The sequence below is a fragment of the Holdemania sp. genome, assembly GCF_986127675.1.
Genome location: NZ_CFQZWI010000020.1, coordinates 23,608 through 36,010, shown reverse-complemented (window position 1 = coordinate 36,010; position 12,403 = coordinate 23,608). Strand labels below are relative to the sequence as shown.

The 12,403-nt window shown below is 52.1% G+C and carries 11 protein-coding genes; 6 read left to right on the top strand and 5 right to left on the bottom strand.

All coding sequences use genetic code 11. The features are described from left to right. The 4 genes from AC5OW4_RS05210 to AC5OW4_RS05195 form a co-directional block, all read left to right on the top strand. On the top strand, positions 1-500 hold a 500-nt coding region (locus AC5OW4_RS05210), incomplete at its 5' end, for a YfhO family protein (protein WP_493676734.1). After that, positions 481-1,491, top strand: coding sequence for a glycosyltransferase family 2 protein (locus AC5OW4_RS05205; protein ID WP_493676736.1), 1,011 nt, complete (start codon positions 481-483; stop codon positions 1,489-1,491). The genes AC5OW4_RS05210 and AC5OW4_RS05205, both read left to right, overlap by 20 nt. A gap of 15 nt (positions 1,492-1,506) precedes the next feature. Next, positions 1,507-3,051 carry a lipopolysaccharide biosynthesis protein gene (locus AC5OW4_RS05200; RefSeq protein ID WP_493676733.1) on the top strand — a complete coding sequence of 515 codons (1,545 nt, stop codon included), beginning with the start codon at positions 1,507-1,509 and terminating at the stop codon, positions 3,049-3,051. After that, on the top strand, positions 3,048-5,105 hold the full coding sequence (locus tag AC5OW4_RS05195) for a LamG-like jellyroll fold domain-containing protein (protein ID WP_493676732.1): 2,058 nt from the start codon (positions 3,048-3,050) through the stop codon (positions 5,103-5,105). The genes AC5OW4_RS05200 and AC5OW4_RS05195 overlap by 4 nt, the downstream gene beginning before the upstream one ends. Positions 5,106-5,222: 117 nt before the next feature. On the opposite strand, the gene AC5OW4_RS05190 is transcribed toward AC5OW4_RS05195, so the two are convergent. The 3 genes from AC5OW4_RS05190 to AC5OW4_RS05180 all read right to left on the bottom strand — a co-directional run bounded on the left by AC5OW4_RS05190 (position 5,223) and on the right by AC5OW4_RS05180 (position 7,652). After that, positions 5,223-5,435 (bottom strand): hypothetical protein, encoded by a 213-nt coding sequence (locus AC5OW4_RS05190; RefSeq protein ID WP_493676731.1) that lies wholly within the window; start codon positions 5,433-5,435, stop codon positions 5,223-5,225. 17 nt (positions 5,436-5,452) lie between these two features. After that, positions 5,453-6,742, bottom strand: a complete 1,290-nt coding sequence (locus AC5OW4_RS05185) for an arylsulfotransferase family protein (protein ID WP_493676730.1) — start codon at positions 6,740-6,742, stop codon at positions 5,453-5,455. A gap of 163 nt (positions 6,743-6,905) precedes the next feature. Then, positions 6,906-7,652 carry an alpha/beta hydrolase gene (locus tag AC5OW4_RS05180; protein WP_072686049.1) on the bottom strand — a complete coding sequence of 249 codons (747 nt, stop codon included), beginning with the start codon at positions 7,650-7,652 and terminating at the stop codon, positions 6,906-6,908. Positions 7,653-7,763: 111 nt separating this feature from the next. Here AC5OW4_RS05180 and AC5OW4_RS05175 point away from each other — a divergent pair, with 111 nt between their 5' ends. Together AC5OW4_RS05175 and pduL are read left to right on the top strand one after the other, a co-directional pair. Continuing rightward, a complete protein-coding gene (locus tag AC5OW4_RS05175; protein ID WP_493676729.1) occupies positions 7,764-9,146 on the top strand; it encodes an NAD(P)/FAD-dependent oxidoreductase in 1,383 nt (460 codons plus the stop codon). Between the two features lie 67 nt (positions 9,147-9,213). Next, positions 9,214-9,789 (top strand): phosphate propanoyltransferase, encoded by a 576-nt coding sequence (gene pduL, locus AC5OW4_RS05170; protein WP_072686052.1) that lies wholly within the window; start codon positions 9,214-9,216, stop codon positions 9,787-9,789. Between the two features lie 239 nt (positions 9,790-10,028). On the opposite strand, the gene AC5OW4_RS05165 is transcribed toward pduL, so the two are convergent. Both AC5OW4_RS05165 and AC5OW4_RS05160 read right to left on the bottom strand, forming a co-directional pair. Then, entirely contained in the window at positions 10,029-11,384 is a 1,356-nt protein-coding gene (locus AC5OW4_RS05165) for a hypothetical protein (RefSeq protein WP_295768087.1), read from the bottom strand. Between the two features lie 12 nt (positions 11,385-11,396). Next, entirely contained in the window at positions 11,397-12,401 is a 1,005-nt protein-coding gene (locus tag AC5OW4_RS05160; protein WP_234973205.1) for a phosphodiester glycosidase family protein, read from the bottom strand. Positions 12,402-12,403 lie beyond the last annotated feature (2 nt).

Below are 12,403 nucleotides of genomic sequence, written 5' to 3'. Positions count from 1 at the left end.
ACTATGCTGAAGATGATCATACCGGAATCAACGCCGGCGCATTGTATCTGGGCGCCTATCCGCCGGGGCAGGATATCCTGATTCAGCTGGTTGTGCGCGATCAGCTGCTGCGTTTAACCCGGGCCGAGGTTTATTCCCTGGACATCTCGGCGTTAGCGCAATGGACACAGAAGCTGCAGAAGCAGGCGGCGCAGAACATTCAGATTCGCGGCTCGACGATTACGATGCACGTTCAGGCGGAAGCGGGGCAGCGGCTGCTGACAACGATTCCCTATGATAAAGGCTGGCATGCGGAAATCGACGGGCAGCCGGCGGCGGTCACGCCGTTTCAGAACACGTTCATCGAACTGCCGCTGAGTGAGGGCACCCATGAAATCAAGCTTGTTTTCCGTCCCCGCGGACTGACGCTGGGGCTGGTGATCACCGCCGGCGGCATCCTGACAGCGCTGGCCTGCGCGGGGGCAGAACGAAAAAAACGAACTGAGAATTCACGATTATGATATACTTATTTCATCAGACAGGAGGAACGCTGTGGAACCCAAAATTACTGTGATTGTGCCCGTTTACAACGTGGAAAAATACTTGCCGGAATGTCTCGATTCGTTAGCCGGCCAGACCTATAAAAACTTGCAGGTGCTGGTGGTCAACGATGGTTCGACCGATTCCTCCCCGCAGATTATTGAAGACTATGTGCGTCGGTTTCCGGATCGTTTCGCGCAGTTGAATAAACCCAACGGCGGGTTGTCGGACGCCCGCAATTTCGCGATCGGCAAGGCCGAGGGCGAATGGATTGCCTTCCTTGACAGCGACGACTGGGCCGATCCTGAGTATTACGCGAAAATGGCGGAAGTCATGGTGCGGGGCGCGGACGTCGTGGTCAGCGATATCGAATATTTTTATGAAAACGGCCAGCCGTCCTGGATCATGCTGGGACTGAATCCGCATGTCTTCGACAGTCCGGTAAAGCAGGCGTTTCTATCGCCGATGTTCGCCTGGAACAAGCTCTACCGCGCGGACTTTTTCACCCAGAAGCATTACCGCTACCCGTTGGGTACCTGGTATGAGGATATCCCAGTCACGATGCCGATCTTCGCGCAATCCCAAACGATCGGAATTCAGCACGAGGCGCGGATTCATTACCGCCAGCGGGAAGGTTCGATCATGTCCGTCACTAAGAGCGAGCGGCTGAAAGAAATCTTTCCGGTCATGAAGCAGGTCCGCGAACAGTTTGCGGAAATGGGCCTCAGCGAACGGTATCACGATGAGCTGGAATATTTACATATTGAGCATCTGCGTCTGTACGGCATGTTCCGCTTTCTGCGCTCGCCGCTAACCAACGAGCTGAAAGCGATGAGCGACGCCGTGATGGCGGAATTTTACCCAAACTGGAAAAAGAATCCCTACATCCGCAATTTAGGCTGGAAGGATCAGCTGTTTTTGAAAACCTTCGGCAGTCTGACGCTGCCGCTCTACAAACACGTGATTCATTAAGATTAGGAGGAGCTTATGCGCACAAAATATTCATTTTACAATTTTTTGGTGAGCCTGATCACCAGCGTCGCTCTTCCGATTTTCGGATTTATCAAGGTGCGGATGTTCATCGACCTGTACGGCAGCGACCTCAACGGTCTGCAGCTGACGATCATGAACGTCATCACCTTTCTGAATGTCTTTGAGCTGAGCTATTCGCTGGCCTTCCGCCAGCTGTTGTTTAAGCCGCTGGCCGAGAACGACCAGGATCGGGTGCTGTCGATCTATAACGGCGCCGTCAAGGTGTTCCGTTTTACCGGCATGGCGGTCTTGGTTGTCGGCGCGCTGACCGCGCTGTTGTTCCCGATGTTCGCCGAATCACCGCTGGGCTACGGCGAAACGGTGACGATGTTTTTAATCCTTTGTGTTCCTTTTGGTTTGTCTTATTTTCTGATGGGACCGAATTTTGTCATCATCGCCGATCAAAAGGAATACAAAATCAACATCTGGATCCAGACGATCGCCATTTTGCGGATGGTGCTGATGGTCGGCGTCATCCTGCTGAAGCTGCCGTATATTTATATCTTCTTGATCGAGGGCTTGCAGGTGTTCATCGCCAACTTCATCGCCCGCCGGATCGCTTTGAAAAACTATCCGTGGCTGAAGGAAAACAAGCAGCTGCCCTATGACGACGCGTTCCAGAAAAACGCCAAGTACACGATTATCCAGCGCCTCTCGACGCTGGCCACCAACAATACGGACAACCTGGTGATTACCTTTTTTATGGGCTACACGATGACCAGCGTCTATGGCTCTTACAGCTATCTGACCGAGTCGGTATCCAAGATCATCAACTCCGCGATCACCTCGCCGATCAACAGCTTCGGCAACCTGTTCAACGATTCCGGCGCGGATTCCTACAGCGTCTTCACGGAGTTCTTTAACTTCGCCGTGTATATCGCCTCGATCATCGGCGTATGCATCTTCGTTGTGATCGGACGGTTCGTTTTGATCTGGATGAAGATGCGGCCGGAGTATTCGGTGACGATTCTGATTGCCTTCCTGTTTGCGATCAATATTTTCTACATGACGATGCGCGAGCCGATCATCATCTGCCGTGACGCCAACGGTTTGTTCAAAGACGCGAAAAACAATGCGTATTTACTGGCGATCTCCAAGGTCGTCCTGTCGGTTGTGCTGATCCAGCCATTAGGGATCGCGGGCGTGCTGGCGGCGACGATGCTGACGAACTGGACCGTTGATTTCTTATACAATCCGGTTCTGGTCTATAAAAAAGTGTTTCATCTGAATCCGCTGCGCTATTACAAGATGGTGTTTACCCGGCTGGGCGTAGCGATCCTGATCGGCGCTGCGGCGTATGCCGGCTGGCAGACCCAGCAGGCGTTTGTGACGTCCTCCACCTTGCATTTCCTGATGGGATGCGTGGCCCTGGGATTGATCGTGTTTGTTGTCTTTACGATTGTTTACTGGTTCTCCTACGCCTCCTTCCGCAAACTGATCCAGCGCGGCTGGCGTTTAATCCGGCATAAGATGAACAAGAACAAAGAGGTGCAGGCATGAAAAAAATGATTCAGTGGCTGTGCGGCTTTTGTCTGTTAGCGGGATTGCTGAGCGGCTGTCATACCAAGTTTATTCAGGATCAGGTGGAGATCTACGCACCGGAGGATCCGGAGCTGTTCAGCACCGCGGGAATCGACGCGCAGGGCTATCGTTTGGATGCTCAGACCGAACACCGGGTTCAATCGCAGATTCTGCGCAGTTCCAAGAGCTTTACGATTTCGTTCTGGTTTAAACCGGAAGCGAACTTTGAGTGGACGACCTTGCTTTCGATGGGCCGCGATGACCGGCATGTGATGCAGCTGGCGACTTCCGGCAATCCCACCGGCGAGCGCTGCGGACTGAATTATTCGATTCAGTCGGGAAACAAAGCGTACCGGGTTATCTCCGAGAAGGAAGCAACGGTTGAAACCGGCATCTACAACCATATCGTGTTGACCCAGGAGGGCAACACGGTCACATTGTATCTCAACGGCGAGGAAACTGCGTCGGGTAACGTGGCCAAGCAGGTGAAACAGCTGCGGACAGACGAGCTGATCCTTGGCAAAAGTTTGATCTACAACGACCCGCAGGCGGAAGGCACGTTTCAGGATTTCCAGATTATCAACCAGGCCTGGACCGCCGAGGAGGTCCAGGCGGAGTTTGACCGTTTTTATCCGAAAGCTGTGCTGGATACGTTCCATTTCAGCAATCAGGACGATCTGACCGGCAATCTCTGGTTCGCCGAGAATCCGGTGCGTGATCTGTATTTCAGCTGGTCCAGCGATAAGCCCAAGATCATCACTGATCAAGGCAAGCTGACGAAACCGACGGCGGCGCAGGGGGATCAGGAAGTAACGATTACCGCGAAGGTGGAACATAAAGGGCAGACCTTTACCAAGGACTTCAAATTTGCGGTGCTGGCCGATTCGCCGAAGACGCGTTTAAAGCGCGATCGGATCGCCGTGAATAACGACTTCCAGCCGCTGATGAACGAAAACGATGTGCTGCCGGCTGCGGCGGAAAATGGCTCACAGCTCGAATGGACGGTGCTGTCCGGTGAGATTGAGCTGCAGGAAAACCGGATTGTTAAAACCTCGGCTTCGGAAAAGGTTAACGCCCGGCTGCGGGTCACAATCCGGCAGGGAGAGTTGAGCGAAACAATCGAACGCGACGTTGTCGTACTCGACGCGTTTACAGGATATGTGCTTTCCTATTTTAACGGCGAGCTGGGCGAGGAGCGCGGCAAGCTGGCTTACAGCCGTGACGGGCTGCATTGGACTGATCTGAATCGGGGGGAAGCCGTGCTGAGTTCTGAGTTGGGCAACGGCCGGATCCGTGATCCGTTTATCGGCCGGGATCGAGATGGAAATTTTGTGCTGCTGGCGACGGAGGGATTTGACAATCCGGATATTTATCTCTGGCGCAGTTCAGATTTAGTGACGTTTACCGATCATCAGCTGGTGCCGGTTTCACTGTGGGATCCGTTCTTAAAGATGAGTGGAACCCGCGCTTGGGCTCCGGAAATGAGCTATGACCCGGACCAGGATCTGTATTACATTTATTTCTCCGATCCGACGGAGAAGGATGAAAGCGCGTTGTATTATGTGACAACGCGGGATTTTGAACATTACAGCTATCCGGGCAATTTCTTTAAACCGGGCTATACCGTGATCGACGGAACGGTGCTGCAGGCACAGGGAAAATACTGGTTGTTCTATAAGGATGAACGGAAAGCGGCGCAGACGATTTATTACGCGTCGACGGACGCGCTGTCCAAGCTGTTCGGCGAAGCTTACGATCAGGAATTCCTGTTTCCGCTGCGGTTTATGGAAGGCCCGTTCGTCTTCCCGGTCAATGGTGAAGATCAATATTACCTGTACGAGGACTATTACCCGTACGGAACCTTCCACGTCGCACAGTTCTCAACGCTGGGCGAAGACAGTGATCTGCGCTGGCTGGAAGAATCGGAATATACCCTGCCGAATGGCGATGTCCGGCATGGTTCGGCCACGCCGGTGACAGAGCAGGAATTACAGCGGCTGCTTCAAGCCTATCCGCCAGCCTTAATCGATTAAAGTGACAAAAAGTCAGGAAGAGAAGGAGTCCACTTCTTTACCTGGCTTTTTAATATGAAAAAACTGGAAGCATTGACGAAACTCCCAGTCCTTTACTTTTGATATCGCCGCAAACCGCTACTTGTACTTCACAACCCGGTAGCTGTATTGTCCATACGCCGGGATTATTTCCGCGATGACTTCCCGGTTCTCAAAATCGATCTCGCTCATTAAGGAATGGACGCTGCCCGTGCCCCAGCCGATCACATAGGTGTCCGCTTCGGTCTTCATCACCGAGCCGGTCGCAAACGAATATTTCCCCGCAACGATCATTTCCTGAAACGATGTCACGGACTGATTCTTTTCATTCAGCTTGAATTCCAGAATCCGCGTCTGTTCGTTGGCATTGCGTTGTCAAACAGAAGCAGCGTTCCCGTATCCGTCAGCTTGGCGTAATGCTGACGAGAGAAAAGCTGTTCCTCAGTTAACCCGAAATCATCGCCCAGACCGCCTAAAGTCCACAGAATCTCGCCGGTCTGCCGGTCAATCTTTAAGACCTCGTCCAGATTGCGGAACGAAGCGATCACATGGCCATCGCTTGGGTCGACGCACAGACTGTTGATATGCGCGTAATCCGCGGCATAATAGAGATCGTTCGTGTTCGTATAGTCGTTGTTTTCCACAGATTGTTTTAATAAGGCCGGATAATCGCTGCTGCACCACTCAAAGATGACCTCGTCATCCTGGATTTCCTGAATCAGTGCCGCCTTGATCCGGACATACCGCCGTTCGCTGGACATCCATATATTCTGATCCACGGAACCAGTGATCAGGTAATGATTCTCACCCAGCATCAGGAATTCATGATTTTCACACATCCCGCCCGTAGGCAGCGCATCTGAAGGCAGGAGTTCAATCTGTTTGATTCGCTGATATTGATCATCCAGGATATTGATATGACCATATTGCACGCCCATATATAACAGATGATCGGAAATGTTCGCCGTCGGTTCAAAGAAGGAATAATAGGTGACACCGTCAATTTCATGCTTTTGGAAGTTCATAACCGAACCGCTCTTATTATAGAATCCGCGGTAGTAATACAACAGCTGTCCGTCATTATCCATTTTAAAGATGTAGGAATCGCCGTCATCATTCATCAGATCCCCATAGAAATCCCCTTCGCTGTGGCTGTGACCCGTAAACTGCACGGTCGGAAAGCTGTCCGGCAGCGTTTGAATGGTGACGCTGCGTTGGCAGTCTCCTTTGCGGATCGTCAGCGTGGCGGTTGTCTGCGGACTGAGCTGATCCACTTCGATCATGGCCGGGGATGACAGCTTCTGACCATTCCAGCTGAGCTGAAGATTCCGGTCGCTCGTCGTCCAGGTCAGGATGTTCGCCGTCTCACAGCTTAAGGACACTGGCGCGGCGATCGGTGCGGTTTGGGAGAGATCCAGCGAGAGCGGAAGGCCATTGATCTGAATTTCCAGATCGCTGGTCGTCAACAGGTCACCGAGATGGCTGCCGTCAGCGCTGATGCTGACAACACATCCCGCAGCTTCCTTGGACGAAAAGCCCACAACAGCGAAAAAAAACAAAGCAGCGCCGAATAACCCCCAGGGTAAAATTCGAAGCAGAAGGGATCGATCCAATTTCATGCCTGTTCACCTCATGAAATATTATAAAAAACAATCATGAATTTCGTGTGAAATATGTCATAAAAATGTAATAATTTCGAAATAAATGTTAAAAAAGAAATTGGCTATCCGCAGCCTGAGAAAAGACTGGGATAAACCAATTTCATATTTCATACGGGTAATTTTAATCTTCAACGGTTTCTGCCGCTGGCGTCGCTTTACGAATCACGATCTGATCGTTCAGATACAACTGAATCAAGGCGAGCGCTTCCTGACAGACGCCTTCATCCTCAAACATCACATGATGACCATTTTCAATGATAAACATCTGTTTCTGCGTTGCCGGCATCCGTGAAAACGCGATTTTGGAACTCTGCGGGGAGACAATCCCATCTTGAGAACCATGAATTAACAACACCGGGCAGGTGAGCCGTGAAGCATAAGGCCGGAATTGAACGACCACGTCGATCAGCGTCTGAAAGAAATTCGCAGGCAGGCCGTTGAAGTTGGCGATCTCCTGCGGCGAATCCAGATGCGTGAAATGCGTGATCAGCGACGCCAGAATATTTCCGGTATTTTTCAGATTGATCAGATCGAAGGCTGGCGCGACCAGAATCAGCTTTTCCACCGGAAGCATCGAGGCGATCCAGCTGGCGATCACGCCGCCCATCGAAAATCCGCCCAGGATGACCTGGCGTTGTTTTAACAGTTCCTTCTCAACGACGTGCAGCGCCCGGTTGGCCCACAGGATTCCGTTGGAATCCCTGGGATCTTCGGGATCGAAAAGCTCGGGCATGAGAATATCGTAATCATGTTCAAACGCTTTTTGAAACGCCTCCAGCTCGCCTGTCCGTTTTCTTCCAAAGCCATGCAGGAAGATGATGACCGGCCGTTTGGCGCGCGTTCCTTTCAGCTGTTTTTCAAGAATCATTTTGTTTCCTCCAATTTTGTCCTATTATATCATACAAACATTGGGAATCCCTCTTTTTTGTGCTAAAATGAAGGTCGGGAAAAGGTCTTAACAGAAAGGCAGGAATGAGGGTTGAATTGTAACAACAAGTATGATGTCGTCATCATCGGCGGCGGCATCGGCGGACTGATGTGCGCTTATCGCATTGCTGAGCGGGATCCAAAGACGTCGGTTTTGCTTCTGGAGCGAGGATTGGATTTAGAGCATCGCCAGTGTCCGATCATTTCAGGAAAGGCGGATAAATGCCTGAAATGCGAGCCTTGCGCCGTAATGGAAGGCATCGCCGGGGCCGGCGCGTTTTCCGATGGCAAGTATATCATTTCAACGGAATACGGCGGATGGCTGCCGGATTTCATGGAACCGGCCAAGGTCATGGATTATATCGAACAGGCGGATCAGGTGCTGATGCGCTTTGGGGCGCAGAAGGAACGGTTTGTGCCGAACGATGAATTAAAGCAGCTTTGCCTGCGCTACGATCTGCACATGCAGCAGGCGCAGCTGAAGCATTTGGGAACGGACGCCAACCTGAAGACGATGCAGCGCTTAGTCGACGATCTGAAGCAGCGTGTTCAGATTGAAACGCTGTGCACCGTCACGGATGTCAACAAGGAAACCCACGAGGTCTTCTTTACTCACCGCGGCAAGCAATACAGCGTCGTCGGCGATAAAGTGGTCTTTGCGGTCGGCCGGGCCGGCAGCCGGGTTTTCCTGGACTGGTGCAAGCGCAACGGCGTGGCCTGCGCGAACAATCAGGTCGATATCGGCGTGCGCGTCGAATTGCCGGCAATGGTGTGGGAACACTTCTCCAGGAAAATTTATGAGCCGAAGATCCTGTACCGCTCGAAAGCATATGGCGATACGACGCGGATGTTCTGCTTCAATGAGCGTGGCTTGGTCGTTACGGAGAATACCGACGGCGTGCTGACGGTCAACGGCCATGCATACAAGGAGCTCGACCGCAAGACGGACAATTCCAACTTCGCTCTGCTCTGCACGATCCGGTTTACCGAACCGTTTAACGATCCGATTGATTATGCCCGCTACGTTGCATCGCTGGCGAATAAGATTTCCGGCGGCAGCGTACTCGTGCAGCGCTTAGGCGATCTGGAAAGCGGCCGGCGTACGGATGAGAAACGCTTGAAGCAGTCGACGGTCAGACCGACGCTGAACGCCGTGCCGGGCGATCTGAGCCTGTGCATGCCGAAGCGCCAGCTTGACAACATCATTGAAACGCTGCACGCGCTCGATAAAGTCGCGCCGGGCACCGCAAACTATGATACGCTGCTGTACGGCGTGGAATGCAAGTATTACTCCGCCCGTCCGGACTGCGTTGACTTTGAGATTAAAGACTGCCCGGGAATTTACGCTTTGGGCGACGGCGCAGGCTTTACCCGCTCATTGTCCCAGGCGGCAGCCAACGGACTGATCATCGGCGAAATTTTGACTAAAAAATAAATCAATTCCATTGCCGAAGGCCCATAAATTGACTATAATGAACATGAAAGAAAGAGGGAGTAAAATTATGTCAGAAGAAAAAGTATTAGTTGAAGTTTCCGCACGGCACATCCACCTGACCGATGCCGACGTTGAAGCTTTGTTCGGTCCAGGATACAAATTAACGGTCAAGAAGGAGCTGTCTCAGCCAGGTCAGTTCGCTTCCAATGAGAAGGTAACGATCAAGGGTGAGCGCGGCGAAATGAAGCTGTCCGTTCTGGGACCAACCCGTCCTGAAACGCAGGTTGAGCTGTCGTTGACGGATGCGCGCACGGTCGGTGTGAAAGCGATGATCCGCGAATCCGGCGACATCGAAGGCACACAGGGCATCACGATCATCGGTCCGGCCGGCTCGATCGAGGTTTCCAAAGGCGTGATCGCGGCGAAGCGGCATATTCACATGACCCCGGCCGATGCTGAAAAGTACGGCGTAACCAACGGTCAGATCGTTTCCGTTAAGATTGATACCGACGGCCGCAGCCTGACCTTCGGCGATACGGTTGTCCGCGTTTCTGAAAAGTACGCGCTGGCGATGCATATTGATACCGACGAAGCCAATGCAGCGGCGATTTCCGGTTCCGCCATGGGCGAAATCATCAAATAAGGCATCAGGATTTCAATTTTGTCTATCCCTTGAAAAAGCGGCGAGTCCGCTTTTTTTTGTGTGATTGGATGTTTGTCTGATCCTGAGCTTGCGCGTTCCCTCCGCAGCAGCGCCGCCTGCTCTGCCAAACAAGGTTCTGCACAGACAATTCCCATAAAGTGCGGCGAAGCAAAAAAAGAAAACCGGGATTTCCGGTTTTCCATGAGGAGGATTGTTTTACTGGGATGGTTGAGCTTTGCTTATTCCGTCTCCATCTCCGTCTCTGTCTCTGTCTCTGTTTCCGGCTGGCTTTGATTGGCGATCACTAGATTGCTGCAAAGCCATTTGCCGCTGACGTTTAAGAACGTCATCTGATACGTGTTGGAATAAGTCTGTGACTTCTCGCCTTCAATCGTGACGACGTAGTCGAATGAGATCGTGCCGGTGAAACCGACGTCCTCGCCATAGCTGATCAGATCGCTGATATGCATGTTATCGAAACGATACGAATCATGGGTGGAGAAGTACCGGTTGACAAAGCTGGAGATCGCTTTGTAATAATCTGTGCGGCGGTATAAATACTGCTGCAGATCAGAGAAGCGGGTGTCCTCGGAAATGTACTTCGCATAGGTCATCGCGGTGTCGCGGATGCGTGTCCGCATAATCTCTTCCATCGCTCCGCCCGGTTTTTCGGCGATATAGAAGCGATCCTGCAGCGCGTCCTTGACGACGCTGTATTTTGTATCGTCCTGAGTCGTAACGGCCGGGACGGTGACCAGATTGTCGATGTGATAACGGGTAACCAGCGGCGCCTGATTCAGATCGAATAAATTGGAATAGGCGTCGGAGCTGACGTTGCGCTCACTGATGTAATGCTCATTCAGCCGGATTCCGTTGACATAAACCTGCGCATCGCCGAAGACCTCGATGTAGAAATTGCGCGCGTCGATGACCGTCCGCACATTCCATTGCCGGGCCTCTTCATTGTAGATCAGCTCCAGCGTCGAGATTTTCTGCTTGTCGACGATCATGTCGTAATAGAGGAAGGTATCATTGGAGTAAGCCTTTTTGGAGAATACCGCCTTTTTCAGATTGACGTCCTCATAGATCGACTTCAGATACTCGATATAGGGCTCTTTCTCATTGAACTGCGTGAAGATCACGGTTGAGTTTTCATAAATCTTATCATAGTTGTTTGCCTGAAGCAGGTGAACGTAAGCGCTCATCGCGCCGTTGGGCGTACTTTTTTCGTAGTTTTCCAATACCTTCCACGTCAGAAACATGATCGCGCTGCCCAGAATCATCAAGGCTAAAAACAGTTTGAGCAGAAAGTAGAGGAACTGCTGGTTTGAAGAATTGATCTTCCTGCGCTCACGCTCGGAAGCTTCGCGAATCCGCTCGACCGATAAATGCCACAGATCGGTGGTTTCCTGTTTCCCGCCGATATGGCCTTCGGGACTGTGATGCAGGACGGCTTCGGTTTTCTTCTTTTTTTTCTTAACCGGCTGATCGGCCGCTTTAGCCGGTTTTGCCGGCCGCTTGGCGGTCTGGCTGCCTGCGGGTCTTGTCTTTTTCGGCGCGGCCGCGGTTTTTTTTTGTTCGTCGTTGTTGCTCATGAGGCCCTCCTATTATTTCACGATAAAGGCGGTCGGCACTTTGCGGTCGCCGTTCATGGAAACCACGTTGTTGATAATCTGACCGTCGTAGACCATGACGGACGAAGAACCGCCGTCCAGGTTCGCCGCATTCATTGCGCCGTATTGGGTCATGATGTCGATGCAGTCGGAATAGGAAGCGCCCAGACTGGTCGTCTGCCGTCCGTCGATGACTAACAACAGCACCGCGCCGTCTTCCCGCTGGCCGATGACAGTGCGCGGATTCACGCCGCCGCCGGTGCCGGTAACTTCAACCGGAACATAGTTGACGATGAAGATCGGTTTAAAAGTAACGGCGTCGCGCAGGCCGTATTCCAGCGCCTGCCGCCCTGTCATGTTGCCCACGATCAGTTTGTTCTGTTCATTGAAGCCGATGACCGAATTGTAATCATCCAGACTGCCGCTGACCAGCTCGCCGTCCTGAATGACGATGCCGTAAGGAATTCCGCCGGTTCCCTGACCGTTGGGATCGTCGAAGCCTCCGGCGTTGATGCCGGCGATCGCGTCGTTCGCCTTGACGTATTCCTCCACGAAGTACCCCTCGTTGCCATTGCCCAGGTCGGAATTGACCGCCAGATGGATTCGCGAAGGATCGTAGACGATCATCAGCTTCCCCTCATAGGTCGGACCCTTGATATCAATAATTTCAATTTTATCTTTCTTGCTTTCGTCAATCACGAAATCCGTTTCCGAATCGGTGATTTCATCCGTGTCGCTGACGGAGTTGCGGTTCATGATCGTTTCCATTTCCTCTTCCGAGAAAAACAGCCGGGCGATACTCTTTAACGTCCGGGTTTCCATCATCGTGCTCGTCAGCAGGTTGCTGACGGTGACTGACGGCCCTTTCAGCACGATCATAGCCGAGCCGTAAACCGTGATCATGCCGGCCAGGACAAAAACACCGGCGATCATATATGTTTTCTGTAAAATCGTAAAGGGTTTGATTTTCCGCGTGCGGTTTCGCTTTCGCTTTGCCACCC

Coding starts and splice junctions, on each gene's coding strand:
- AC5OW4_RS05165 (WP_295768087.1), bottom strand. CDS start 11,384: ATGAGCAACAACGACGAACAAAAAAAAACCGCGGCCGCGCCGAAAAAG.
- AC5OW4_RS05200 (WP_493676733.1), top strand. CDS start 1,507: ATGCGCACAAAATATTCATTTTACAATTTTTTGGTGAGCCTGATCACC.
- AC5OW4_RS05185 (WP_493676730.1), bottom strand. CDS start 6,742: ATGAAATTGGATCGATCCCTTCTGCTTCGAATTTTACCCTGGGGGTTA.
- AC5OW4_RS05195 (WP_493676732.1), top strand. CDS start 3,048: ATGAAAAAAATGATTCAGTGGCTGTGCGGCTTTTGTCTGTTAGCGGGA.
- pduL (WP_072686052.1), top strand. CDS start 9,214: ATGTCAGAAGAAAAAGTATTAGTTGAAGTTTCCGCACGGCACATCCAC.
- AC5OW4_RS05180 (WP_072686049.1), bottom strand. CDS start 7,652: ATGATTCTTGAAAAACAGCTGAAAGGAACGCGCGCCAAACGGCCGGTC.